At 72.8% G+C, this 23,864-nt stretch carries 22 protein-coding genes; 13 read left to right on the forward strand and 9 right to left on the reverse strand.

Going from position 1 to position 23,864, the window contains the following annotated elements; translation table 11 throughout:
• Positions 1-323: 323 nt before the first annotated feature.
• Both AC5WS8_RS18140 and AC5WS8_RS18145 read right to left on the reverse strand, forming a co-directional pair.
• Positions 324-1,490 carry a maleylpyruvate isomerase N-terminal domain-containing protein gene (locus tag AC5WS8_RS18140; protein ID WP_496104528.1) on the reverse strand — a complete coding sequence of 389 codons (1,167 nt, stop codon included), beginning with the start codon at positions 1,488-1,490 and terminating at the stop codon, positions 324-326.
• A gap of 110 nt (positions 1,491-1,600) precedes the next feature.
• Positions 1,601-2,182, reverse strand: coding sequence for a sigma-70 family RNA polymerase sigma factor (locus AC5WS8_RS18145; protein ID WP_496104431.1), 582 nt, complete (start codon positions 2,180-2,182; stop codon positions 1,601-1,603).
• Between the two features lie 361 nt (positions 2,183-2,543).
• On the opposite strand from AC5WS8_RS18145, the gene AC5WS8_RS18150 reads away from it, so the two are divergent.
• Entirely contained in the window at positions 2,544-2,927 is a 384-nt protein-coding gene (locus AC5WS8_RS18150; protein ID WP_496104432.1) for an STAS domain-containing protein, read from the forward strand.
• Between the two features lie 229 nt (positions 2,928-3,156).
• Entirely contained in the window at positions 3,157-3,669 is a 513-nt protein-coding gene (locus AC5WS8_RS18155) for an EF-hand domain-containing protein (protein ID WP_496104433.1), read from the forward strand.
• Positions 3,670-3,844: 175 nt separating this feature from the next.
• On the opposite strand, the gene AC5WS8_RS18160 is transcribed toward AC5WS8_RS18155, so the two are convergent.
• Positions 3,845-5,383 (reverse strand): class I adenylate-forming enzyme family protein, encoded by a 1,539-nt coding sequence (locus AC5WS8_RS18160; RefSeq protein ID WP_496104434.1) that lies wholly within the window; start codon positions 5,381-5,383, stop codon positions 3,845-3,847.
• 102 nt (positions 5,384-5,485) lie between these two features.
• Here AC5WS8_RS18160 and AC5WS8_RS18165 point away from each other — a divergent pair, with 102 nt between their 5' ends.
• From AC5WS8_RS18165 to AC5WS8_RS18180, 4 genes are all read left to right on the forward strand, one after another.
• On the forward strand, positions 5,486-6,682 hold the full coding sequence (locus AC5WS8_RS18165) for an amidohydrolase family protein (protein ID WP_496104435.1): 1,197 nt from the start codon (positions 5,486-5,488) through the stop codon (positions 6,680-6,682).
• 10 nt (positions 6,683-6,692) lie between these two features.
• The gene (locus tag AC5WS8_RS18170) at positions 6,693-7,826 is read left to right on the forward strand and encodes an acyl-CoA dehydrogenase (protein ID WP_496104436.1); all 1,134 of its coding nucleotides are present in this window, start codon (positions 6,693-6,695) and stop codon (positions 7,824-7,826) included.
• A 7-nt stretch (positions 7,827-7,833) separates the two neighbouring features.
• Positions 7,834-8,721, forward strand: a complete 888-nt coding sequence (locus AC5WS8_RS18175; RefSeq protein WP_496104437.1) for an acyl-CoA dehydrogenase family protein — start codon at positions 7,834-7,836, stop codon at positions 8,719-8,721.
• A gap of 474 nt (positions 8,722-9,195) precedes the next feature.
• Positions 9,196-9,705 carry an ATP-binding protein gene (locus AC5WS8_RS18180; protein WP_496104438.1) on the forward strand — a complete coding sequence of 170 codons (510 nt, stop codon included), beginning with the start codon at positions 9,196-9,198 and terminating at the stop codon, positions 9,703-9,705.
• Positions 9,706-10,055: 350 nt separating this feature from the next.
• Here the strand turns inward: AC5WS8_RS18180 and AC5WS8_RS18185 are convergent, their stop codons facing one another.
• Positions 10,056-10,982, reverse strand: coding sequence for a cyclase family protein (locus AC5WS8_RS18185; RefSeq protein ID WP_496104439.1), 927 nt, complete (start codon positions 10,980-10,982; stop codon positions 10,056-10,058).
• A 109-nt stretch (positions 10,983-11,091) separates the two neighbouring features.
• On the opposite strand from AC5WS8_RS18185, the gene AC5WS8_RS18190 reads away from it, so the two are divergent.
• The 3 genes from AC5WS8_RS18190 to AC5WS8_RS18200 all read left to right on the forward strand — a co-directional run bounded on the left by AC5WS8_RS18190 (position 11,092) and on the right by AC5WS8_RS18200 (position 14,491).
• The gene (locus AC5WS8_RS18190; RefSeq protein ID WP_496104440.1) at positions 11,092-11,991 is read left to right on the forward strand and encodes an SDR family NAD(P)-dependent oxidoreductase; all 900 of its coding nucleotides are present in this window, start codon (positions 11,092-11,094) and stop codon (positions 11,989-11,991) included.
• Positions 11,992-12,276: 285 nt separating this feature from the next.
• On the forward strand, positions 12,277-13,431 hold the full coding sequence (locus AC5WS8_RS18195; RefSeq protein ID WP_496104441.1) for an acyl-CoA dehydrogenase family protein: 1,155 nt from the start codon (positions 12,277-12,279) through the stop codon (positions 13,429-13,431).
• Between the two features lie 10 nt (positions 13,432-13,441).
• Positions 13,442-14,491: a Zn-dependent alcohol dehydrogenase gene (locus AC5WS8_RS18200; protein WP_496104442.1), complete on the forward strand. Its 1,050-nt coding sequence runs from the start codon at positions 13,442-13,444 to the stop codon at positions 14,489-14,491.
• Between the two features lie 47 nt (positions 14,492-14,538).
• Here AC5WS8_RS18200 and AC5WS8_RS18205 read toward each other — a convergent pair whose 3' ends face one another.
• The gene (locus AC5WS8_RS18205) at positions 14,539-15,549 is read right to left on the reverse strand and encodes a GlxA family transcriptional regulator (RefSeq protein WP_496104443.1); all 1,011 of its coding nucleotides are present in this window, start codon (positions 15,547-15,549) and stop codon (positions 14,539-14,541) included.
• Positions 15,550-15,620: 71 nt separating this feature from the next.
• On the opposite strand from AC5WS8_RS18205, the gene AC5WS8_RS18210 reads away from it, so the two are divergent.
• A complete protein-coding gene (locus AC5WS8_RS18210; protein ID WP_496104444.1) occupies positions 15,621-16,925 on the forward strand; it encodes an MFS transporter in 1,305 nt (434 codons plus the stop codon).
• 30 nt (positions 16,926-16,955) lie between these two features.
• Here AC5WS8_RS18210 and AC5WS8_RS18215 read toward each other — a convergent pair whose 3' ends face one another.
• The 4 genes from AC5WS8_RS18215 to AC5WS8_RS18230 form a co-directional block, all read right to left on the reverse strand.
• Positions 16,956-17,561, reverse strand: a complete 606-nt coding sequence (locus AC5WS8_RS18215) for a flavin reductase family protein (RefSeq protein ID WP_496104445.1) — start codon at positions 17,559-17,561, stop codon at positions 16,956-16,958.
• 65 nt (positions 17,562-17,626) lie between these two features.
• Entirely contained in the window at positions 17,627-18,457 is an 831-nt protein-coding gene (locus AC5WS8_RS18220) for an enoyl-CoA hydratase/isomerase family protein (protein ID WP_496104446.1), read from the reverse strand.
• A 34-nt stretch (positions 18,458-18,491) separates the two neighbouring features.
• Positions 18,492-20,717 (reverse strand): acetate--CoA ligase family protein, encoded by a 2,226-nt coding sequence (locus tag AC5WS8_RS18225; RefSeq protein ID WP_496104447.1) that lies wholly within the window; start codon positions 20,715-20,717, stop codon positions 18,492-18,494.
• A gap of 159 nt (positions 20,718-20,876) precedes the next feature.
• Positions 20,877-22,085, reverse strand: a complete 1,209-nt coding sequence (locus tag AC5WS8_RS18230) for a flavin-containing monooxygenase (protein ID WP_496104448.1) — start codon at positions 22,083-22,085, stop codon at positions 20,877-20,879.
• Positions 22,086-22,296: 211 nt separating this feature from the next.
• On the opposite strand from AC5WS8_RS18230, the gene AC5WS8_RS18235 reads away from it, so the two are divergent.
• From AC5WS8_RS18235 to AC5WS8_RS18245, 3 genes are read left to right on the forward strand one after another with little or no spacing between them, the layout of a single operon-like run.
• The gene (locus AC5WS8_RS18235; protein ID WP_496104529.1) at positions 22,297-22,749 is read left to right on the forward strand and encodes a DoxX family protein; all 453 of its coding nucleotides are present in this window, start codon (positions 22,297-22,299) and stop codon (positions 22,747-22,749) included.
• Positions 22,746-23,162 carry a Zn-ribbon domain-containing OB-fold protein gene (locus tag AC5WS8_RS18240; protein ID WP_496104449.1) on the forward strand — a complete coding sequence of 139 codons (417 nt, stop codon included), beginning with the start codon at positions 22,746-22,748 and terminating at the stop codon, positions 23,160-23,162. The genes AC5WS8_RS18235 and AC5WS8_RS18240 overlap by 4 nt, the downstream gene beginning before the upstream one ends.
• 29 nt (positions 23,163-23,191) lie before the next feature.
• On the forward strand, positions 23,192-23,845 hold the full coding sequence (locus tag AC5WS8_RS18245; RefSeq protein WP_496104450.1) for a GNAT family N-acetyltransferase: 654 nt from the start codon (positions 23,192-23,194) through the stop codon (positions 23,843-23,845).
• Positions 23,846-23,864: the final 19 nt, after the last annotated feature.

The raw sequence follows: 23,864 nt of genomic DNA on the forward strand, positions 1-23,864 counted from the left end.
GTCCCGCGCTGTGCGTGCACACCGGCATGCGGCCGGCGCCCGCACCGAACCGCCCCGGGTCGCTCGCGTGGCGGTTTCACCAGCAGGATGCACTCAAGCGGTGCGGCCGTGCCGCCCGCTGTCCCTGATCGTCACCGTGAACAGCGCCGCCGCTTCGAAGGAGGTGGCGGTCTTCTCGTGTCCGGCGGCGATGCCGCGCAGGCCTTGGAGCATCCGACTCCCGAGATGATCCTTGAAGCCGGACCCCGGACCCCGGACCCCGGACCCCGGACCCCTGACCCCAGGCCCCTGACCCCAGGCCCCCGGACCCCACCGGGGCGCCGCTACATCCGGCTCAGGCACGCCGCCGCGAACAGTACGTCGGTGATCGCCTCGCGGTCGCCGACCTGTCCCGCGGCCGCCTCCTGCGGTGGCACATGGCCCGCGGCCAGGCGGCAGAACTCCACGCCGTCGAGGGCCACATGCGCCACCTCGTGCTCGGCGGAGGCCACCGCCCCGGGGGAGTCGAGCGGGATCAGCCACTGGCCGCCACCCCGGCCCTCGATCTCCAGGCGCAGGCTGCGCCCGGGCTCGCCCGCCGGGACGAGGTGCCGTCCGCCGCGCGGGGCCGCGGCGAGGCCGGCGCGCCGCCGGGCTGCCAGGGTCAGCGGCAGTATCCGTGCCGCCAGGTCGAACATCTGGTGGAGATGGCGCGGCGCCGGGGGGTCGTAGGGGTAGTCGACGGCGTTCGCGATGTCCTCCGCGTGCACCCAGCACTCGAAGGCCCGGTCCAGCATCGCGTCGTGCAGTGAGAGGCCGAAGGCGCCGTAGGACACCGGGACTGCCCCGCCGGTGTCGTCGGTGAGGGACACCGTCCGGACGAGCTGGTGGGTCTGATCGCGCCACGGGACGCGGATGGAACGGGTCGGCGGGAAGTGGGAGGCGCGCCAGTACGCCTCCGTGCGCTCCTGGGGGTTGCCGTCGTCCCCGGCGGCGTCGCCGAGGGGGTCGTCCAGCCCGAGCGCCACCGCGACCAGTCCGTCGACGGAGAGCAGGTGGGCGATCACTCCCGCCACGGTGGTACGGCGGCTCGCCGGTGCGGTCCCGTCGAACCACCGCAGCCTGACCGGCGCGTGCCACTCGCCGTCGCCGAAGTCCTGCAGCAGGGCGTCCAGCCGCGCGGCCTCCGCGTCGTAGGGAGCCGCCCACTGAGGCACCGGGATGCGCGGCGGGCGCCGGTCGAGGCAGCTCGCCAGGACACGGGTGCGCAGGGCGGGGTCGAGATCGAGACTCTCGGGCCGCTGCAACAGCCCCACGGCCTTCCGCAGCCGCCGCGCCTCCTCCGCGCACGGGCCGCAGCCACCGAGGTGCGCCTCCACGGCGGCGGTCTCCTGCGCGGAACAGGCGGCCAGGGCCCAGGCCCCGAGCAGCGACTGCAGCACCCGGTGCGCGAGCGGCACCGCCTCGTCACCGGGCGGCGTGGCGCCGCCGGGCACGGGTCCTGGGGCCACCTCGGACACCTCGCGCTCGTCGGCGCCTCCGGGCGCGCCCTGCCCGCCGCACCTCTCGCAGGCGCCGTGCCCCTCGAACTCCTCGTACTTCCGGGAGCGCTCGGCCCCGGTCACCACACACCCCCCGTTTCCGGCGGCGTGCCCGAGGGACGCGTCTCGTGGGCGGTGGCGAGGAGCTGCAGGCCGAGACGGAGCCTGCGGCGGGCCTCGTCCTCCGTGATGCCGAGGTCGGCGGCGGTCCGGCGGTAGTCCCGGCGCTGGAAGTAGGCCCGCTCCAGAGCGGCGCGCAGCGGCACCGGCATGGAGGTGACGATGTAGTCCGCGCGGGCCGCGACCGAGGCCTGGCGCACTCTGCGCTCCAGGTCCTCCGCAGTGCCCCGGCCCTCCCGTGCCAGCGCGGCGGTCTCGGTGGCGCGCAGCCGCTGGACGGCGAGCCGGTGGCTCAGCGCGGCGACCCAGGTGCGCAGCGGGCCCTGCCCGGGGTCGTAGGCCTCGGGGTTCTCCCAGACGTGCGCGAACACCTCGCGCGTGACGGCGTCCGCCTCCTCCTCGTCCCCGAGCACCCGGTGGGCGAGGCCGTGCACCAGGGAGGCGAACCGGTCGTAGCACTCGCCGAGCGCGGCGGCCTCACCCCGGGTGAGCCGCTGCTGCATCCTGCGGTCCCACCGGGGCGGTGCGTCCTTCGTCGCCATGCGGCCCCCTCGTCCCCGGACGTGCCCCGCGCCCTGCTCCGGTTCAGCGTGCGTCCCCCACGCCTTCGAATGTAGTCGGCACATCGGACGACGCACGCCCCTTTGTGGCAATGTGCGCCCCTCGGCGAGCCGCGGATGGTAAAGGCCGCAGCGCGGGGGATCGCGCCGGGCGCGCGGACGCCATCCGACGGCCTGCGGATCAGTGCTGAACGAACAAGACCGTTACAGATTGAATTGGCTCATCTACTACCCGATTTCGATCGGCAGTTCGGTGTTTCATGGGAGGGTGTTCGGGCAGCTGCGCCCCAAGGAAGCGTAGGGACCGCTTCCGTTTCATGGACGGCGCGGGCAGGCGGGAGGCGTGGCGGTGACGCTCACAGTGACCGGGCGGAAGCACGGCGAGTGGATCGTGCTCCAGGTGGCGGGCGAACTGGACCTGATGACGTCACCCGTGCTGCGCCAGCGGGTGCACGACGCGGTGGCCGACGGCCGCCACTGCCTCGTACTCGACCTCTCCGAGGTGGTCTTCTGCGACTCCAGCGGCGTCGGCGTGCTCGTCGCCGCGCGCAGACTGCTGCGCTCCTGCCGGGGCCGGCTCCGCATCGTCCTGCCCGGGCACAGCGCTCCCGAGGGCTCGCACGTCAACCGCGTCCTCGCCGCCCTCGGCGTGCGCCGCCTCTTCGACGTGCACCCCGACCTCGGCTCCGCCACCGACGACGACACGACACCGCCGCTGTCGGCCTGATCCCGCCCCGCCCCGGGCGGACACCACCGCCCGCCCCCACCGCACGGCACTCCCGGTGTGAGTGCCGGCGCACCACGGTCAACGGAACGTCGCAGGACAGCCACACCGTTGTCCCGGAATTCCTGCGGTCTCGGTACAACCGCCGTTTTCCGTCTCCCCGCGCCCCTCCCGCGGCGTACGCTCCCTGCCGGATACACCCCCGATGTGACGTAAGGCGGCCCGAAACACCATGGTCAGCACCGAGTACGAGCGCAGGATCGCCGCCCGGTTCGCCAGCTTCGACCAGGACGGCAACGGCTATATCGACCGCGCGGACTTCAGCGCGGCGGCCAAGGCGGTCCTCACCGAGTTCGGCACCGCGGCCAGGTCGGAGCAGGGGCAGGCCCTGTACGCCGGGGGTGAGGCGTTCTGGCAGGGCATGGCCGGGATAGCGGACCGGGACGGCGACCAGCGCATCACCCGCGAGGAGTTCGTGGGCGGCGCGGTGAAGCGGCTGCGGGACAACCCCGAGCGGTTCGCGGAGATCGCCCGTCCCTTCCTGCACGCGGCGCTCGCCGTGGCGGACGGCGACCGCGACGGCGCCGCCACGGTCGAGGAGACCTCCCGCGCCCTGACGGCCCTCGGCGTACCGGAGGCCGCGGCCCGGGCGGCGGCCACGACGCTCGACGCGGACGGGGACGGCAAGGTCGGCGAGAGCGAGATCGTGTCCGCGTTCGCCCGCTACTTCACGGTCCCGGAGTAGCCCCCGGCCCTGGGGGTCCTTGCCCTGCGCCCGCCCGGGTCGCGCGGCCCGGCACCGCACTCCCACCGAGCTCTCGGCTCCGTTCGGGCAGGGCCCCCGTCCAGGACTCTCCGGCGTCTTGCGACGCACGGCAGGACCACGCGACCTGACCGGACGCTCATGGCGCGAGGAGCCCTCAGAGCCCCGTTCGGGACTCTTGCTCCGCGGTCCCCGCATAGCGCTCGCGCAGCTTGTACTTGAGCACCTTGCGCAGGGTGTCGTTGCGCGGAAGGGCGTCCACCACCTCGAGCTGCTCCGGCAGTTTGTGCACCGACAGCCCTTCCGCGCGCAGGTACGAGACGACGGCGGCCAGCGTCAGCGCCTCGACGCCCGGCGGCTGGGCCGCCACCTCGACCACCGCGCACACCCGTTCCCCGCGCTCGGCGTCCGGCAGCCCGATCACCGCGACATCGCCCACCGCCGGGTGCCGGTGCAGCAGCTCCTCGATCTCCTTCGCGGAGATGTTCTCCCCCTTGCGGATGATCACGTCCTTGCGGCGCCCGGTGAGCACCAGGTGCCCGGAATCGGTCAGATGTCCGAGGTCGCCGGTGCGCAGGAAGCCGTCCGCGTCGAAGGCCTCGGCGGTCCGGGCCGGATCGAGGTACCCCTGGCAGACGGCCTCCCCGCGCAGCCGCACCTCCCCGTCGACGATCCGTATCTCCATCGCAGCCGGAGGGCGCCCCTCGGTCGTCGCCAGGTTCTCGGGGGAGTCCTCGGGGTCACCCATGGTGATCATCGGCACCTCGGTCATGCCGTACCCGTGGGTGAGCTGGACGCCCATCTCGCGGACGACCGCGTGGTACAGCTCGGGCGGTTTGGGGGCGCCTCCCCCCGCCAGGAGGCGCAGGGAGGGGATCACCTTCGCCCCCGGGTGCCTGCGCTGCTGGGCGAGGAACATCGAGTAGAACGCCGTCGAGCCGCCGGCCACCGTCACCCCGTGCCGCCGGTACTCCGCCAGTGCGTCCGGGAGCGCGAAGTGCTCGAACAGCACCGCGGGGAAGCCGTACAGCAACAGCATCACCATGTAGTCGGGGCCGCCTATGTGGGCGTACGGGAAGGCCATCGAACCGACGTCGTCCGATGTCAGGCGCAGCGCGTGGGCCAGGCAGGAGCCGCCCGCGATCAGCGAGCGGTCCGTGTGCAGGACACCCCTGGGGGCGGAGGTGGTGCCCGAGGTCCAGTAGATCCAGCGGACGCAGGTGCCGTCGGCGGGCGGGGCGGGCAGCGTCGACGGGTCGCCGTCCGGCAGGGCGTCGTACACCTCGACGACGCCTTTCGCGCCCAGCCGGCGGGCCATCTCCGTGTGGTCGTGTCCGCGCCAGACGCCCGGCACCGCGAAGAACTCCGCCTTCGACTCGCGCAGCGCGAACCCGACCTCGCGGTCGCGGTAGGAGGGGATGACCGGGGACTGGACGGCGCCGAGCCGGGCCAGCGCGAAGGACAGCAGGACCGTCTCGATTCGGGTGGGCAGCTGCCAGGCGACCACCGCTCGGGGGCGTACGCCCATGCCGTACAGGCCGGCCGCCACGCGCTCGGCGCGGGTGTGCAGGTCACCGAAGGTGAGGACCCGGTCCCCCTGGAGCAGGACCGGACGGTCGGGGGTGAGGCCGGCGCGGCGCTCGACCAGCTCCCACAGTGTGCGGGCGGAACTCAGGACGTGCGGGGTCTCGTTCACGGCCGGCTCCCTGCTCGGCTGACAACGCTTGGCTGACGACTCGTCAGGTGCCATGCTATCTGACGACTCATCAGATGAGAGCCGGTCCGGCGGAGGGGAACCATGGCGAGCGAACTGCCCCGCATCATCAGCGTCGACGATCACGTGATCGAACCCGCGCACCTCTTCGAGACCTGGCTGCCGGCCAAGTACCGGGACCGGGGTCCGCAGCCGCTGACCGCCGGGATCGGCGAACTGGCCTACGTCGGCGGGAAGTACCGGATCACCATGGACCCCGAGGGGCCGCCGACCGACTGGTGGATCTACGAGGACCTGAAGTTCCCGTACAAGCGCAACATCGCCGCCGTCGGCTTCGACCGGGACGAGATGACCCTGGAGGGGATCACCAGGGAAGAGATGCGGCGCGGATGCTGGGACCCCGGGGCCCGCCTGGAGGACATGGACCTCAACCACGTCGAGGCCAGCCTCTGCTTCCCGACCTTCCCGCGCTTCTGCGGTCAGACCTTCGCCGAGGCGCACGACAAGGAGGTCGCGCTGGCCTGCGTACGCGCCTACAACGACTGGATGGTCGAGGAGTGGTGCGGGGACAGCGGCGGCCGGCTCATCCCGCTGTGCCTGATCCCGCTGTGGGACGTGGACCTGGCCGTGGCGGAGATCCGGCGCAACGCCGAGCGGGGGGTGCGGGCCGTCACCTTCTCCGAGATCCCCACCCACCTCGGCCTGCCCTCCATCCACTCCGGCTACTGGGACCCGTTCTTCGCCGCCTGCCAGGAGACCGGGACGGTCGTCAACATGCACATCGGCAGCAGCTCGCAGATGCCCGCCGCCTCGCCCGACGCCCCACCCGCCGTGCAGGCCTCGCTCAGCTTCAACAACGCGATGGCCTCGATGACGGACTACCTCTTCAGCGGGGTCCTGGTGAAGTTCCCGGGGCTGAAGCTCGCCTACTCCGAGGGGCAGATGGGCTGGATCCCCTACGCCCTGGAACGCGCCGACGACGTCTGGGAGGAGCACCGCGCCTGGGGCGGCGTGCGCGACCTGATCCCCGAGCCGCCGTCGACGTACTACTACCGGCAGATCTTCTGCTGCTTCTTCCGCGACAAGCACGGCGTCGCGTCCCTCGACACGGTCGGCCGTGACAACGCCACCTTCGAGACCGACTACCCGCACGTCGACTCGACCTTCCCGCACACCAAGGAGGTGGCCCTCGACCATGTGAAGGGCCTGGACGACGAGACGGTGTACAAGCTGATGCGGGGCAACGCGATCCGCATGCTGGACCTGGACCTCGACCGGTAGCCCCCGGCTGATGGACCTCTCGTACACGCCCGAGGAGGAGGAGTTCCGGGCGCGGCTGCGTCAGTGGCTGGCGAAGGTGCTGCCCACGCTCCCCCCGAAGCCGTCCCCCGCCGACTGGCCGGCCCGCCGCGCCTACGACCTCGGCTGGCAGCGCACGCTCCACGACGCCGGATACGCCGGCGTCCACTGGGACGCCTCCCCGACCATGCGGCTCATCTTCCTGGAGGAGACCGAGAAGGCGGGGGCGCCCTATGTGGGGGCCAACTTCGTCGGGCTGCTGCACGCCGGTCCCACCATCGCCGCCGAGGGCACGCCCCGGCAGCGGGAGCGCTGGCTGACCCCGATCCTGCGCGGGGAGGAGGTGTGGTGCCAGGGGTTCAGCGAGCCGGACGCCGGGTCCGACCTCGCGGCGCTGCGCACGCGCGCGTGGCGGGACGGCGACGACTACGTGGTGAGCGGGTCCAAGATCTGGACCTCGCACGCCGAGGTCGCCGACTGGTGCGAACTGCTGGTGCGGACCGACCCCGCCGCGCCGAAGCACCGGGGGATCACCTGGCTGGCGATGCCCATGGACGCACCGGGCGTCACCGTGCGGCCGTTGCGGACGCTCGCCGGGTCGGCGGAGTTCGCGCAGGTGTTCCTCGACGAGGTGCGTGTGCCGGTCGCCAACCGGGTGGGCGCGGAGAACGACGGATGGCGCGTGACCATGGTGACGCTCTCCTTCGAACGCGGCACGGCGTTCGTGGGGGAGGTGGTGGCCTGCCGCCGCGTTCTCGGCGAACTCGCTCGCGAGGCACGGCGGAACGGCCGCTGGGACGACCCCGCGCTGCGGCGGAGGCTCGGCCGGCTGAACGCCGAGTTCCGTGCCCTGTGGCGGCTCACGCAGTGGAACGTGAGCGAGGCGGAGAGTGCGGGCGGGGTGCCCGGGGCGGGCGGCTCGGTCTTCAAGCTGAGGTATTCGCACGCGCGTCAGGAGCTGTACGACACCGCCGCCGAGGTGCTGGGCCCCGAGTCCCTGGATCTGGGTCGCCCGTGGGTGCTGGACCGGCTGTCGTCGCTGTCGTACACGATCGCGGCCGGTACCTCGCAGATCCAGTGGAACATCGTGGCCGAACGCATCCTCGGCCTGCCGAAGGGACGGTGACGCGGCCGTGCGCCTCCAGCCGACCGATGACCAGCGGGCGTTGCGGGCGGGAGTGCGCCGCCTGCTCGAGCGCCGCTTCGGCCGGGACGCGCTGCGGGCCGCCGTGGACCGGTCCGGTGCGCTCGACCGTGTGCTGTGGCGGGAACTGGGCGAGGCGGGCTTCTTCGCGCTGCGGCTGCCGGAGGCGGAGGGCGGGGTGGGACTCGGCCTGCCCGAGGCGGTCCTGGCCTTCGAGGAGGCCGGCCGGGCGCTGCTGCCCGGCCCCCTGCTGGCCACCCACCTCGCGGCCGGGCAGGTGCCGGGCGCGGCGAGCGGGGAGACGGTCGTCACGGCGGTGTACGGCGGCCTCGTGGAGTGGCTGGGGGAGGCGGACGCCGTCCGGGGCGACGCGACCGGTGCCGTGCCCCTGGCGTCGGTGGACCCGCTGACGCCCCTGCACCGGGCCGCCGCGGCCGGCGAAGGCGGGCCGCCGGACCCCGTCGCCGTCCTCCTCACCGCCGCCGAACAGCTCGGCGGCGCCGCACGGACCTGCGAGCTGGCGGTGGAGCATGCCCGGACCCGGGAGCAGTTCGGCCGGCCGATCGGGGCCTTCCAGGCGGTCAAACACCTGTGCGCGCAGAGCTCGGTGCGGGTGGAGACGGCACGCGCCGCGGTGTATGCCGCCGCCGTCACCGCCGACCCCCTGGACATCGCCGCGGCCCGTCTGCTCGCCGACGAGGCGGCCGTGTGCTGCGCCCGCGACTGCCTCCAGGTGCACGGCGGTACGGGCTTCACATGGGAGGCGGAGGTGCACCTGTACCTGAAACGAGCATGGGTACGGACCCAGCGTACGGGTTCGAGTGCGGAGAGTGAGGAAAGGCTGGCGGCGGAGCTGCTCTCGGGGCTGGTGCAGTAGGCCCTGAGCAGGGCATCTTCGCCTTTGGGGCCCCTGATGTCGCGGATTGTGGCACTCCGTAATCACGGAGCGTCGATACCGGGTTGTGTCCTACGCGTGACTTGTCACGAGCCGGAGTCGCGGGAGGGCTCCGGTACCTTGTGTGGGATGCGAGCGGTTCTGACCCCGATCCACCACGGTGCGGCCCCTGCGGCGGCGCCGGATCCGGCGATGCGTGCCGTTCGTGGGGCAGGGTGGGCCGTCATGCCCGCCTGTTCGACTCACCGTGGCAAGCGTCGCACAGTATGGCGTACGGGTACTCCTTCGCGCTGGAATATGCCCGAAGCGCTTGTTGGGGTGACTGTACGTCAACCATGCTGTCATGCAAGGGAATCACGGTCCGTGATCCTGGTTCCTGCCATGCAGACGATGACCACGATCGTGGCCCTTTCGAGGCGCGAGGCGATGTGTCCGCCGGTTCGGATGGTGTGAGCGGTGCAGGTGCTTCAAGTGCAGCTGGAGATCCGGCCCGACCCCGCTGAAGTGGGTCGGGCCCGGCGGTGGGCGCGTTCGCGTCTCGCCGGGTCGGGCATAGCGGCGGACGAACCGCTGGCCGAGACGCTGATCCTGCTCGTCTCGGAACTGGTCACCAACGCCGTGGTGCACACCGGCTGCCCCGCCGTGTTGCGCCTGCTGCTGACCGGCGTGTGCGACGCGCCGTCCGGCGCGCCCGCCGGGACCGTCCGGCTGGAGGTCGCCGACGCCAGCGCCCGCCCGCCGCAGCCCCGGCACGCGGGGGGCGACGAGACCGGAGGCCGCGGCCTGGAACTGGTCGACGGGCTCGCCGACCGCTGGGGCTGGGACGCGGAGGGCGCGGGAAAGCGCATCTGGTGCGAGGTGGACCGGTGTACGGCGCCTGCCGGAGCCGGGGCGACGGTGTGCGACGCCGACGCGGTGTCCTGCGGGGCGGAGGCGACGCCTCGGTTCGCGTACGGCGTGATGTGACGAACCGCGAATGCGCCGGGGTCTGCTTCCGTACGCGCCGTCACAAAAAGGGCGTACGTAAGGAATCGCCGGGGGGCTGTTGACGCCGTGTGGCTGTTTGATCACGCTGGTGTTCGGCGATCCGTTGTGAGGGGACGCCGAGGCCTCGGGTGACGGGAGCCCTCGACGAGTGCGGATCGCGCTTCGGCGCCGGCTCCTTGCGGGGCCGGGCGGTCCTGAGGGGCCGTCCGGGAGCGGGCGGGTACGCCGAACCGGCCGGTGGCGCCGTGCCGCACTCGGGGCGAGGTGGGGGGACCGCCCGCTCGAGTGCAGTAGAGGCGGGGGAGAGGTGCCACCGGTCGGCGTCCGCGTCACAGGACGGCCACCGGCGCCACGGGACTTCCGGTGCCGCCGACGAACGGTTCGGGTGTCGCGGACAGCAGGAAGGCGTAGCGCCCCTCTTCTCCACAGGCTGTGGACAACTCCTCGAGATTCCAGTTCTGTCCCTGCGGCATCCCCATCTCCACGAGATGGAGGGCGTGCACGGGCAGCCACAGGTCCTCGATCTCCGGGGGAAAGACCTCGAAGGTGAGCGTGTCGTTCGCCACGGCCGCCACATCGCGCGCGTGGAACCACTCCGGGGTCCGCACGGACAACCCCGGCGACGGATACCCGTAGGCCTGCTTGTCGCCCGAGAGGTAGGTGCGGATCTGTCCGGTCCGCACCAGGACGATGTCGCCGGCCCGCACCCGTGTGCCGGCGAACTCCTCGGCCGCGTCCAGGTCCTCGGGTGTGACGGCGTACGCACCCTCGAGTCGCTCCCGGCCCAGTGCGCGGGGAACGTCGAGGAGCACCCCCCGCGAGACGATGTGGCGCGGTTTGTCGATCCCGCTGTACGCGGCGCCGCCGTGCGGTGTCACCGTGCCGGCCGGACGGCCGTTGTAGAGCTTCCCGGAGTGCGAGACGTGCGGGAGCGCGTCCCAGTGGGTGGCCGCCTGCAGGCCCATGGTCACGGCGTCGTCACTGCACGCGACCGTGCCCGGGCCGAAGAGCTCCTGGTTGACCTGCACCATGACGTGCAGCGGATTGACCCGCCCCGGGATGACGCCGGTCTGCACACCGTCCTGCCGGAGCGGAAGGGCGAGCGGTACGCGCCGCCCGCTGCGCACGCAGGCCGCGGCCTCGCGCACCACCTGGTCGGTCACCAGGTTCAGCGTCCCGATCTCGTCGTCCGCGCCCCAGCGCCCCCAGTTGTTCACGCGGTCCGCGATCTTGTGGAACTCGGCGGGCAGTGACATCGGCCCTCCCCGGGGCTTGTGCCGGAGTATCTGACGACCCGTAAAATCCGACTGGAACGAACCTAACGGACCGTCAGAAACTCCGGAAGGGAAACGGGAGGGGCTGAGCATGGCGAACTTCCTGGCGGGCAAGGTCGTCGTCGTCACGGGTGGGGGCCGGGGTATCGGGCGGGCGGTGGCGCTGGCCGCGGCGGCCGAGGGAGCGCGGGTCGTCGTCAACGACTACGGGGTCTCGGTGGACGGGGCCTCGCCCACGAGCGAGGTCGCCGACGCCGTGGTCAAGGAGATCGAGGCGGCCGGCGGGGAGGCCGTCCCGGCCGCCGACGACATCTCGGCCATGGCGGGCGGCGAGCGGGTGGTGGACCGGGCGCTCGCGGCGTACGGCCGCCTGGACGGGGTGGTGTGCGTGGCGGGCATCCTGCGCGAACGGATGCTGTTCAACATGACCGAGCAGGAGTGGGACCCCGTGGTCGCCACCCATCTGAAGGGCACGTTCACGGTGTTCCGCGCGGCGTCGGCGGTGATGCGCACGCAGCGCTCGGGCACGCTGATCGGTTTCACCAGCGGCAACCACCAGGGTTCGGTCTCCCAGGCCAACTACAGCGCGGCGAAGGGCGGCATCATCTCCCTGGTCCGCAGCGCGGCCCTGGGGCTCCACAAGTACGGGGTGACGGCGAACGCGGTGGCCCCCGTGGCACGGACCCGGATGTCGGCGAACGTCCCCATGGAACTCAAGGAGATCGGCGACCCCGAGGACGTGGCGGCGCTGGTGGTCTACCTCCTGTCCGACCGCGCGAAGCAGGCGGGCATCACGGGCCAGGTGTACACCGTCGCGGGCCCCAAACTCGCGGTCTGGGCCCAGCCGAGGGAACTGAGGGCGGCCTACGCGGAGGGCGCGTGGACCCCGGAGAGGATCGCGGACTTCCTGCCCGGAACGGTCGGGATCGACCCGATGCCGCTGCTGGAGCAGGTGGAGGCGATGGAGCGGGCGGCCCGCCGCGGCCGCTGAGCCCACGCGGAGCGCGGTAGAACCCGGGGCCGCCGGTCTGTCGGCGGCTGCGGGTTCGTCGTGGCTGGTCGCGCGGTTCCCCGCGCCCCTGATGGCGGAGCGCGGCCCGCCATGTCCAGCCCGTCCGGGGCTTCCCCTGCGTGAAGAACGGGAGGAGTTCGAGGACGGGCCCGAAGGCCGACAGCGGGGGTCCGGGGGCGTGGCCCCCGGGGACGGAAGGGCGGCGAGGCGAGAACCCTCCGGCCCGCACCGCGCATCGCCGGCCCACAACACAAGGCGGACACCATGGATTTCGACCCCGACCCGCAGGACGAACCCTTCCGCATCCAGGCCCGCACCTGGCTGGAAGCCCACCTCGGCACCCCCCGCACCCGCCGGTCCTGGGAACACACCCTCGGCCGCGCCGGCTGGATCGGCCTGTCCTGGCCCGAGGGCGGGTACGGCAACCGCACCGCCACCCTCACCCAACAGGTCGTCTGGGCCGAGGAGTACGCCCGTTCCCAGGCACCGCCCCGCTCCGGCCACATAGGGGAGAACCTCCTCGCCCCCACCCTCCTCGCCCACGGCACCCAGGACCAGAAGTCCCGTTTCCTGCCCCCCATAGCCCGTGGCGAGGAACTGTGGTGCCAGGGCTACAGCGAACCCGGCGCCGGCTCCGACCTGGCGGGCCTGCGCACCACCGCCGTACGGGACACCCCGGCCTTCTACCGCGTCACCGGACAGAAGATCTGGACCTCCCTGGCCCACGAGGCGGACTGGTGCTTCGTCCTCGCCCGCACCGACCCCACCTCCCACCGTCACCGCGGCCTGACCTTCCTCCTCGTCCCGATGGACCAGCCCGGCCGCATCGAGGTCCGCCCCATCCGCCAGCTCACCGGGACCAGCGAGTTCAACGAGGTCTTCTTCGACGGCGCGACGGCCCGTGCCGAACACGTCGTCGGCGGCGAGGGCAACGGCTGGCGGGTCGCGATGAGCCTGCTCGGTTTCGAACGCGGCGTCTCCACGCTGGCCCAGCAGATCGGCTTCGCGAACGAACTCGCCGAGGTCGTCCGCACGGCCGTGGCCACCGGCGCGGCGAACGACCCCGTCCTGCGCGACCACCTCGTCACCCAGTGGGCCGAACTGCGCACGATGCGCTGGAACGCCCTGCGCACCCTCGGCGACACGGCGGACCCGGCCGCCCCCAGCGTGGCCAAACTGCTGTGGGCCCGCTGGCACCAGCGTCTGGGCGAACTCGCCATGCAGGTCAGGGGCGCGGCAGCCGCGGCAGGCCCGGCCGACTGGTCGCCCACGGCACCGTACGAGCTGGACCCGCTGCAGCACCTGTTCCTCTTCAGCCGGGCCGACACCGTCTACGGCGGCTCGGACGAGATCCAGCGCACGATCATCGCCGAGCGTGTGCTCGGCCTGCCGAAGGAACCCCGGGGAAACGAGGACTGAGGGAGTCGCGATGCGAGGCGTGATCTACGACGGCAGCCGGACCCGGGTCGTGGACGATCTGGCCGTCCGGGACCCCGGACCCGGCGAGGTCCGCGTGGCGATCCGTGCGGCGGGTCTGTGCCACAGCGACCTGTCCGTGGTCGACGGGACCATCCCCTTCCCCTCTCCCGTGGTGCTCGGGCACGAGGGCGCGGGGATCGTGGAAGCCGTCGGCGCGGGCGTCACGCACGTCGGGCCCGGCGACCACGTGGCGCTGTCCACACTGGCCAACTGCGGGACGTGCGCGGACTGCGACCGCGGTCGCCCGACGATGTGCCGGCAGGCGATCGGCCGCCCCGGCCGCCCGTTCACGCGGGGCGGCGGGCCGGTCCACCAGTTCGCGTCCACCTCCGCCTTCGCCGAACGCACGGTCGTCAGGGCCGTCCAGGCGGTCCGCATCCCCGAGGACGTCCCGCTCCCCTCGGCGGCCCTGATCGGCTGCGGCGTCCTCACCGGTGTGGGCGCCGTACTGAACCGCGCCCGGGTGGACCAGGGCGAGACGGTCCTCGTCATCGGGACGGGCGGAATCGGCCTGAACGTCATCCAGGGCGCGCGGATCGCGGGAGCGTCGCGGATCGTGGCGGTGGACGCCGACCCGGCGAAGGAGCCGGTGGCCCGCCGGTTCGGCGCGACCGACTTCCTGACCTCGACGGACGGGGTGAAGGACGTCCTGCCCACCGGCGTCGACCACGCGTTTGAGTGCGTGGGCCGGGTGGAGCTGATCCGCGCGGCGGTCGACGCCCTGGACCGCCACGGCCAGGCGGTGCTCCTCGGCGTACCGCCGGCGACGGCCGAGGCGTCCTTCCTCGTCTCGTCGATGTACCTGGACAAGGCCGTCCTGGGCTGCCGCTACGGCTCCTCCCGCCCTCAGCGGGACATCCCGCGCTACACCCGGATGTACCGCGAAGGCCGCCTGCTGCTGGACGAGTTGGTGACGGCGACGTACCCGGTGGAGGACTTCGAGAAAGCGGCGGCGGACGCGCAGGCGGGGCGGGTGGCGAGGGCGGTACTGACGTTCTGACGGGGGCGGTCCGCTCGCCCCACCCGCGGCTTCGGTTCTGCGGGACGTCAGGACACGGCGGCCGGATCGGCGACCTCCGTGCGGAAGGTGCGCCGGTACGTGCTGGGGGTGACGCCGAGGGCCGCCTGGAGGTGCTGCCGCATCGACTGGGCGGTGCCGAAACCCGCGTCCCGCGCCACCCGGTCCATCGACAGGTCGCTGGACTCCAGCAGATGGCGCGCTCGTTCGACGCGCTGCTGGGTGAGCCACTGGCCGGGGCTCATGCCGACCTCCTCGCGGAAGCGGCGCGTGAACGTGCGTACGGACATGGCCTCCTGCTCCGCCATGTCGCGCAGCTGGATCGGTTCGTGGAGGCGGCCGAGCGCCCAGGCGCGGGCGCCGGTCGTGGTCGCCAGCTGCGGCTCGGGCACCGGGCGGTGGATGTACTGCGCCTGGCCGCCGTCGCGGTGCGGTGGGACGACCGTGCGGCGGGCCACCTCGTTGGCGACGGCGCTGCCGTGGTCGCGGCGCACCATGTGCAGGCACAGGTCGATCCCGGCCGCGACACCCGCGGAGGTCAGGATGTCGCCGTCGTCGATGAACAGGACGTCCGGATCGACCTCGATGCGGGGGAAGAGCCGCTGGAAGTGCTCGGCCTCCGCCCAGTGCGTGGTGGCGGGGCGCCCGTCGAGAAGGCCTGCGGCGGCGAGGACGTAGACGCCGGTGCAGATGGAGGCGAGCCGGGTGCCGGGCCGGATGCGGGCGATCGCGGCGGCCAGCTCGTCGGTCAGCACACCCTCGTCGAAGACCGGCCCCAGCTCGTAGGACGCCGGGATGATCACGGTGTCGGCGGTGGCCAGGGCCTCCGGGCCGTTCTCCACGCGGATGGAGAAGTCGGCGTCCGTCTCCACCGGGCCCGGTGGCCGGACGGAGCAGGTGACGACCTCGTACAGCGGCCGGCCCTCGGCGTCCTTGGGGCGCCCGAAGATCCGGTGCGGGATGCCCAGTTCGAAGGGCAGCAGACCGTCGAGGGCCAGGACGACGACACGGTGCGGCCGGAACGCGGACTCACGGGTCATGGCCCGATCCTAGCGAATGCTGTCCCTCGGGCCACTCGATCGCGAGGTTGCCAGGCCCGAAGCTCTATGACGTGACCCAGACGACCGCAAGCGCACCCACTGTCGAAGAACCACAACCGACCAGGACGACCCGCGTCCACCGCGCCTGGTTCGTGGCCGCCGTCACCTTTGTGACGATCATCGGCGCCGCGGGCTTCCGCTCGCTGCCGGGCCTGCTGATCGATCCGCTGCACCAGGAGTTCCACTGGGCCCGCGGCACGATCGGCGCGGCGGTGTCGCTCAATCTCGCGCTGTACGGCCTGACCGCCCCGTTCGCCGCCGCTCTGATGGACCGCTTCGGCATCCGCAAGGTGGTCGCCGTGGCCCTCGCGGTGATCGCACTCGGCTCGGGCGCGACCGTGTGGATGACGGCGCCCTGGCAACTGCTGCTCTGCTGGGGTCTGCTGGTCGGCCTGGGCTCGGGATCGATGGCGCTGGCCTTCGCGGCGACGGTCACCAACCGCTGGTTCACCACGCGGCGTGGCCTGGTCAGCGGCATCCTCACCGCCGCCTCGGCCTCCGGCCAGCTGATCTTCCTGCCCGTGCTGTCCTGGACGGTGGAGCACCACGGCTGGCGCCCGGCCGCGGTGACGGTGGCCCTCGCCGCCCTCGCGGTCGTCCCCTTCGTCTGGCTGCTGCTGCGAGACCACCCGGCGGACGTGGGCCTGAGCCCTTACGGTGCCGAGGAGTTCGCACCGAAGCCGGAACCCGCGCGGGGCGCCGCCCGCCGCGCCGTCACCGTGCTGAGCTCGGCGGTGCGCACGGGCCCGTTCTGGCTGCTGGCCGGCACCTTCGCGATCTGCGGTGCCTCCACCAACGGCCTCGTCCAGACCCACTTCGTCCCCGCGGCCCACGACCACGGCATGCCGATCACGGCGGCGGCCTCGCTGCTCGCGGTCGTCGGAGTCTTCGACGTGGCGGGCACCATCGCCTCGGGCTGGTTCACGGACCGCTTCGAGCCACGCCGCCTGCTCGCCGTGTACTACGCCCTGCGCGGGATCTCGCTCTTGTTCCTGCCCATGCTGCTGGCCCCGTCCGTCCATCCGCCGATGATCTTCTTCATCGTCTTCTACGGCCTGGACTGGGTCGCCACGGTCCCACCCACGCTGGCGCTGTGCCGGGAGCAGTACGGGGAGGACAGCGCCATCGTCTTCGGCTGGGTCCTCGCCTCCCACCAGGTCGGGGCCGCCCTGGTCGCGTTCCTCGGCGGCGTGGCACGGGACACCTTCGGCTCGTACGACGTGGTCTGGTACGCGGCGGGTGCCCTGTGTGCGGCGGCGGCCCTGATGGCCCTGGTGATCCGGCGTCGTCCGGCGGTGGTACCGGCTCCGGCCTGACCCCGGCCGGCTGTGCCGGCAGGGCCGGCCCTAGAGGAACCGCCCCTTGTGGAACAGCAGCGGAGCGTCGTTCCCGTCGCCGGTCCCCAGGGCCTCCACCCGCCCCACCACGATGAGATGGTCGCCGCCCGGGTGGACCGCGTGGATCGCGCAGTCGATCCACGCGAGGGCGCCCGCGAGGCGGGGGGAGCCGGAGGCGGGGGCCGTGTCGTGGGCGACGCCGGCGAACTTGTCGGCGCCGCTCACCGCGAAGGCCCGGCACAGCTCGCCCTGGCCGGAGCCCAGGACGTTCACGCAGAACACCCCGGCGCGGGCGATGCGCGGCCAGGTGCCGGAGGTCCGGCCGACCATGAAGGCGACCAGCGGCGGATCCAGGGAGAGGGACGAGAACGACTGGCAGGCGAAGCCGGCGGGGCTCGCCTCGCCGTCCCCCGCCGGCGCGGTGACAACGGTGACTCCGGTGGCGAAGTTCCCGAGGACGCGCCGGAACTCGGCCGGGTCGACGGGCGCCCGCTCGTCCTCCCGCACGGCCCGCAACTCCGGCCGCGGCAGCGCTTCGACGGGACCCGCGTCCGCGCGTGCCCCGATGGACCTGAGGTAGCGGACGGCGGTGGCCGCCATCCCTGCGTGTCCCATCACACCGCCATTGAAACTGACGGAACGTCAGAAGTGAAGGGGCGGGTGAAGGCCCCTTACGGTGCTCAGCGGCCGCGGTAGCCGGGCTCCCGCCGCTCCGCGAAGCTCGTCACGCCCTCGCGGGCGTCCGCCGTCGTCATGTTGATCTCCTGGGCCGTGGCCTCGGCCGTGAAGGCGGCGGCACGGTCGGTGTCCAGGGAGGCGTTGACCAGCTGCTTGGTGAGTGCCAGGGCGCGGGTGGGGCCGGTGGCGAGGCGGGTGGCCCACGTGCGGGCGGTCTTCTCCAGGGCGTGCCCCGGTACCACGCGGTTGACCAGGCCGAGGCGTTCCGCGTCCGTGGCCGGCAGGGCGTCGCCGAAGAACATCAGCTCCTTGGCGCGTTGCGGGCCGACCAGCCGGGGCAGCAGATACGCCCCGCCGCCGTCCGGGACCAGGCCGCGGCGCACGAACACCTCGATGAACGTCGCCGACTCGGCCGCGAGAACCAGGTCGCAGGCGAACGCGAGGTGGGCGCCGAGTCCGGCGGCGGTCCCGTTCACGGCGGCTATCACCGGCTTCTCGCAGTCGAGGACCGCGGAGATCAGCCGCTGGGCGCCCCGGCGGATGGTCCGTGCGACGTCGCCGGCGATCCGCTCACCGGCCCCCGCCCCGCCGCGCAGATCCGCCCCGGCGCAGAAACCACGTCCCGCGCCGGTGAGGACCACGGCGCGCACATCGGGGTCCGCGGAGGCGTCGAGAAGTTTCCGGATGAGGAGTTCGCGCAGGTCAGGGGTGATCGCGTTGAGGGAGCCGGGGCGGTTGAGGGTGAGCTGCGCGACGTGGCTGTCAGTGGTGTGCAGTACCAATGACTCGACGGGATCTTCGCTGTCCACGGAGTCTTCGGGGGAGGACGTCATGATGTTCCGTTTCGTGAGTCGGCCGATCCGGGCCTCAGCGGCACACCGCCAGCGCGTCCAGCGCCACGGCCCCCTGCCCCCTGGGCAGCACCATCAGCGGATTGATGTCCAGCTCCGCGATCCGGTCCCCGAGTTCGAGCGCCATGCGCTCGACGCGGAGCACCACCTCGACGAGCGCGTCGATGTCGGCCGGGGGGCGCCCGCGCACCCCGTCCAGCAGGGCCCGCCCGCGCAGTTCCGAGAGCATGGCCCGCGCCTGCTCCTCGCCGAAGGGCGGCACGCGCACGGCCGCGTCCCGCTCCACCTCGACCAGCACACCGCCGAGTCCCACGGTCACCGTGGGTCCGAAGAGCCGGTCGTGCGAGACGCCGACGACCATCTCGACACCCCGCTCGACCATCTGGCACACCAGGACACCGTCGAGCTCGATCCCCTCGTAGCGCGCGATGTCGGTCAGTTCCCGGTAGGCGTCCCGGACCTGGCTGGCGGAGGTCAGCCCGATCTTCACAAGACCGAGCTCCGTCTTGTGGGCGATCCGGGCGCCGGACGCCTTCATCACCACCGGGTAGCCCACGAGCCCCGCCGCGCGCACGGCCGCCGCCGCGCTGGTCACCAGCTGCTCGCGCGGTACGCGGATGCCGTACGCCCGCAGAAGTTGCTTCGCCGCGTGCTCGCTCAGCTGCTGACCGGCCTGCACCAGTGCCTGTGCCTTGCGGCAGGAGGGCGAGGGGGTGCGGGGTGCCTCGTCGAAGGGGGAGCGGTAGCCGCGCGTGAAGCGCTGGTGCTCGAGGTGGGCGCGGACGGCGACGACGCAGTTCGCGACCGTGCGGAAGGTGACCACGCGCGAGGAGCCGAGCAGCGTCTCGCGGTAAGCGGCCTCGGTGCCGACCGGCGACCCCCACACCACGCACACCAGCTTGTCGGTGTGCTCCGCCGCGTCCACCAGGTCCCGCACCAGCTTGTCGCTCAGCGGAGGGAAGGGCCCGGTGACCGGGCAGATGAGCACGCCCACCTCCGGGTCGTCCAGGATCGCGTCGATGATCTTCCGCCCGCGCTCGTCGCCCACCGGGTGACCGCCGTTGTCGACGGGGTTGGCGACGCTCAGGTAGGCGGGGATCCACTGGTGCAGCTCGGCCTGCTTGGCCTCGGACAGCACCGGCAGCCGCAGCCCCGCCCCGGCCGCGAGGTCCGCGACGTGCGCGCCCGTGCCGCCCGAGATCGAATAGACGACGACACCGTCGGCGCGCGGGGTGCGGGCCCGGGCCAGCAGCGTCGCGGTGTCCTGGAGTTCGTCGAGCCCGTCGACGCGGATCACCCCGTACTGCCGCATCGCCGCGTCGATCACGTCGTCCGCGCCGGTCAGCTTGCCGGTGTGTGAGGCGGCGGTGCGGGCGCCGGCCTCGGTGCGGCCGACCTTGACCGCGACGACCGGTACTCCGCGCCGGGCGGCCCGGTCGGCGGCGAGCAGGAAGGCGCGGCCGTCCTTCAGGCCCTCGATGTAGCAGGCGATGGCGCCGACCTCGGGCTGCTCGGCGAAGTAGGAGAGGAAGTCGGCGGTCTCCAGGTCGGCCTCGTTGCCGGTGGGAGCCCAGTGGGAGAGCCGTATGCCGAGTTCCTGCAGGGCGAACACGGGTCGCCCCTGGTGTCCGGACTGGGTGATGAGCGCGATGGCCGGCCCGTCGAGGTCGTCCCGGAACCGCTCGAAGGCGTTGAGGTTGGTGTTCGGCCCGAGCAGCCGCACCCCGGCCCTGCGGGCGGCGGCGGCCAGCCCGGCCTGGGCGGCGGCTCCGTCCTCGCCCGTCTCGGCGAACCCGGAGGCGAAGACGGCGGCGAACCTCGCCTTGGCCGCGCCCAGTTCCTCCAGGACGGGGAGTGGGTCGGAGACGAGGAGCACGGCGAGGTCGACCTGTTCGGGCAGGTCCGCGACGGAAGGAGAGCAGGGCAGGCCGAAGACGGACCGACGGGTGGGGTGCACCGGGTGCAGCCGGGCGCCCACCCGCTCGGCCCAGGCGAGCAGTTGCCGGGTGATGCCGGCGTTCGGGCGCCCCTCGGCGTCGGAGGCGCCGATGACGGCGACGGACTCGGGCCGGAAGAACCGGTCCAGGTCGGGCACGTCGGCATGCAGCGGCCGCCCGCTGACATCGAGGTCACCGGTGTCGGCGGCCCGGCCCCGCACCACGGGCGAATGCGGTTCCCCGCAGGCGGCGACGCGGGCCCGGCGGGAGTCGGTGGTCAGGGTGCCATGGGTTGATCCAAGCATCGCTCCGCCCGCTTCTGTGTGACGGCTCCGGCAACGGACAGCCTGTAGCTGACGCAGTGTCAGGTTACTGAACTGACGCTTTGTCAGGAAGGGGGTGTGCGGTGCGGGGCTGCGACGGGTCCCTGCCGGGTCTCCTGCCGGGTGCGGTGCCGGTTCGTGTCAGCCGTGTCGGCGGGCCGCGCGGGTGCGTTCGGTGTGCTGCGCCACCGCCTTGGCGATCTTCTGGGCGTCGATGGCGAGTTCGCGGAGCATGCCGCTGATCGGATTGGTGAAGCCGGTGAAGTACAGGCCGGGGGCCGTGCGCGGGGTGCGGGCGCCGTGGACGACCGGTCTGCCACGGGCGTCGAGGACGCCGAGGTGCCCGACGAGGCCCTCCAGGGCGCGGACGTACCCGGTCGCGGCGATCACGGCCTCCGGTTCGATCCGGCCGCCGTCGGCGAGGACGACCTTGCCGCCCTCGAAGGCCTCGACGGCCGCCACCACCTCCACCCGCCGCTTGCGCACCGCGTCGATGAGCCCGACGTCCTGCACCGGGATGGCGCCGTCCTTGACCCTGCTGTACAGCCCGGTGTCGGGCCGGGGCAGCCCGTACGCCGACAGGTCGGGCACGCTGAGCCTCGCCACCGGCCGGGCCAGCCGGTCGACGAGCCCCGCCGGCAGCCGCCGTACGAGCACGCCCGTGTACTGCGCGGCCCATCCGGCGGTGGACCGGCGCACGATGTGGGGCGCCGTTCGCACCGACAGCCGCACCCGTGAGGCGCCGCCCTCCACCAGGTCGACGGCGATCTCGGCGCCGGTGTTGCCGGCCCCGACGACGAGGACGTCGCGGCCCGCGTACGGCTTCGCGTTGCGGTATTCCCCCGCGTGCAGAAGCTCGCCGGTGAAGGCGTCGCGGCCGGGCCAGTCGGGCACGCGCGGGGTGTGGTTGTGGCCGGTGGCCACGACGACCGCGCTGCCCGTCAGTTCGCGGCCGCCGGTGGCGTGCAGCAGCCAGCCGGTGCCGTCGGGGGCAGGATCGATGCGGGAGGCCTCGACGCCGGTCACGATCTCCAGCTCGTGGTGCTCGGCGTACTTCTCCAGGTAGCGCACCACGTCGTCGCGCGACACCCACCGCCCGAAGGGCCGCGGCATCGGCAGCCCGGGGAGGGCGGACAGGTGCCGCGTGGTGTGCAGGTGCAGCCGGTCGTAGTGGCGCCGCCAGGACGCTCCCACCCGGTCGGACCTCTCCAGCACGACGGCTCGTACGCCCCGGGCGCGCAACGCGTACGCGGCGGCGAGCCCGCCCGGGCCGCCGCCGACGACGTACACCGGTCGGTCCTCGTGGGCGGGCACCACGGCGCGCGGCGAAGCAGCAGACAAGTCGGCCATGAGCGGGAGCGTAACCGCGTCATCCGTTGATGGGTCTCGGTCAAGACCGGAATCGGTTGCGAATCGATCACGACTGTAGGGGGAGTGGGTGGGAATCGTGACGGGGCGGCCCGCTTGTGGGGAGTCTTGCGCGACTCCGGCGGGTGCGCTGAACTGACGTACCGTCAGATATGCGGTGGCCGGCACCCGGTCGGTGGGAAGCGAGGCGGGTATGGACACGATCTGGCTCACCGGCGCCGAGTGGCTCGCCGTGCTGCGGATCGGGCTCGGCCTGTGGTGGCTGGAGAGCTGGCGGCACAAGGACAAGAAGGCGTGGTTCGAGCGGGGAACCGGGATCGCGTGGGCCGCGGACATCGCCGCCCGGCACCGGTGGGCGGCGGTGCGCAGCGGCTTCGACGCGGTGGTCGCCCCCAGACCCAGGGCGATGGCGTACGTGGTGGCGTACGCGGAACTCGCCCTCGGGCTCGGCCTGATCGTCGGCTTCCTCACGCCGGTCGCCCTGGCCGGCGGACTGGCGCTCAACGCCCTCTACTTCGTCCTCATGATCCACGACTGGGCCGAGCAGGGACAGAACTCGATGATGGCGCTGATCTCGGTGGTGGGTCTGTTCGGGATGTCGTGGCAGGCCTGGTCGGTGGACGGCGCCCTGGGGCTGTTCCGGTGAGAGGGGCGGCGGGTGGGCGGCCGCGGTACGACCGTCCCGAGCCCGACGCCTTCACCCGCCCCTACTGGGACGCGGCGGCGGAGGGGCGGCTGCTGGTCCGCCGCTGCGCGGCCTGCGGGCGTGCGCACCACTACCCGCGCGAGTTCTGCCCGTACTGCTGGAGTGAGGAGGTGACCTGGGAGCCGGCGAGCGGCCGGGCGACCCTTTACACCTGGTCCGTCGTCCACCGCAACGACCTGCCGCCCTTCACCGAGCGCATCCCGTACGTCGCGGCCGTCGTGGACCTCGCGGAGGGGCCGCGCATGATGACCGAGGTGGTGGACTGCGGGCACGGCAGCGGTCTGCGGGTGGGGATGGAGCTGGATGTGGCGTTCCGGGAGGGCGTACCGGTGTTCCGGCCGTTCAGCCGGTGATCGGGCGCCGACATTGGTTGAATGGCCCGATGGCTGCCATACGAGAGCACTCCTCCCTGCTGCCCGTTCCCGAAGTGCACGGCCATGGCCTGCGGCTCACCTCCTGGGACGTCGAGGCGGAGGAGCATGTCGGCCTGTGGCTGCGAGGCCTGACCGATCCGGACTTCCTGCGCTGGAACACGCCGCTGAGACGGGTCCGGGACAGGGACAGCGCACGGGAGTCGCTGCGCTCGAAGGTGGAGGCCGCGGGGAACGGGACGGGCCTGACGTTCCGGATCACGGACGCGGCGAGCGGTGCGACGCTGGGCTGCCTCAGTCTCAACGAGATCAACGCCGTCATGCGCGCCGCTCACGTCGGTTACTGGGTGCTGCCCGAGGCCCGCGGCCGTCGGGTCGCCACCCGCGCCCTCGCGCTCGCCGCCCACTGGGCCTTCGGCGACCTCGGGCTGCACCGGCTGGAGCTGGGCCACGCCCTGGGTCACGAGATCTCCTGCCGGGTCGCCGAGCGCTGCGGCTTCCGGTACGAGGGGACACGACGGGGCGCGATGCCTGGGGAAGGGCGGTTCGACCTCTTCCGGGACGAACATCTGCATGCCCGCATCGCGAGCGACCCGGAGCCGGTGCTCTCCCAGCCAGTGCCCCGACAGGCGACGTTCGCTCCGTCGCGGCCCCCGGGTGCGTAAATCGCGTGCGTGCCCGGGG

This window comes from Streptomyces sp. PTL18 (genome assembly GCF_059510295.1).

Coding starts and splice junctions, on each gene's coding strand:
- AC5WS8_RS18215 (WP_496104445.1), bottom strand. CDS start 17,561: ATGGGACACGCAGGGATGGCGGCCACCGCCGTCCGCTACCTCAGGTCC.
- AC5WS8_RS18165 (WP_496104435.1), top strand. CDS start 5,486: ATGGCGAGCGAACTGCCCCGCATCATCAGCGTCGACGATCACGTGATC.
- AC5WS8_RS18220 (WP_496104446.1), bottom strand. CDS start 18,457: ATGACGTCCTCCCCCGAAGACTCCGTGGACAGCGAAGATCCCGTCGAG.
- AC5WS8_RS18205 (WP_496104443.1), bottom strand. CDS start 15,549: ATGACCCGTGAGTCCGCGTTCCGGCCGCACCGTGTCGTCGTCCTGGCC.
- AC5WS8_RS18170 (WP_496104436.1), top strand. CDS start 6,693: ATGGACCTCTCGTACACGCCCGAGGAGGAGGAGTTCCGGGCGCGGCTG.
- AC5WS8_RS18155 (WP_496104433.1), top strand. CDS start 3,157: ATGGTCAGCACCGAGTACGAGCGCAGGATCGCCGCCCGGTTCGCCAGC.
- AC5WS8_RS18235 (WP_496104529.1), top strand. CDS start 22,297: ATGGACACGATCTGGCTCACCGGCGCCGAGTGGCTCGCCGTGCTGCGG.
- AC5WS8_RS18230 (WP_496104448.1), bottom strand. CDS start 22,085: ATGGCCGACTTGTCTGCTGCTTCGCCGCGCGCCGTGGTGCCCGCCCAC.
- AC5WS8_RS18190 (WP_496104440.1), top strand. CDS start 11,092: ATGGCGAACTTCCTGGCGGGCAAGGTCGTCGTCGTCACGGGTGGGGGC.
- AC5WS8_RS18195 (WP_496104441.1), top strand. CDS start 12,277: ATGGATTTCGACCCCGACCCGCAGGACGAACCCTTCCGCATCCAGGCC.
- AC5WS8_RS18185 (WP_496104439.1), bottom strand. CDS start 10,982: ATGTCACTGCCCGCCGAGTTCCACAAGATCGCGGACCGCGTGAACAAC.
- AC5WS8_RS18225 (WP_496104447.1), bottom strand. CDS start 20,717: ATGCTTGGATCAACCCATGGCACCCTGACCACCGACTCCCGCCGGGCC.
- AC5WS8_RS18245 (WP_496104450.1), top strand. CDS start 23,192: ATGGCTGCCATACGAGAGCACTCCTCCCTGCTGCCCGTTCCCGAAGTG.
- AC5WS8_RS18200 (WP_496104442.1), top strand. CDS start 13,442: ATGCGAGGCGTGATCTACGACGGCAGCCGGACCCGGGTCGTGGACGAT.
- AC5WS8_RS18145 (WP_496104431.1), bottom strand. CDS start 2,182: ATGGCGACGAAGGACGCACCGCCCCGGTGGGACCGCAGGATGCAGCAG.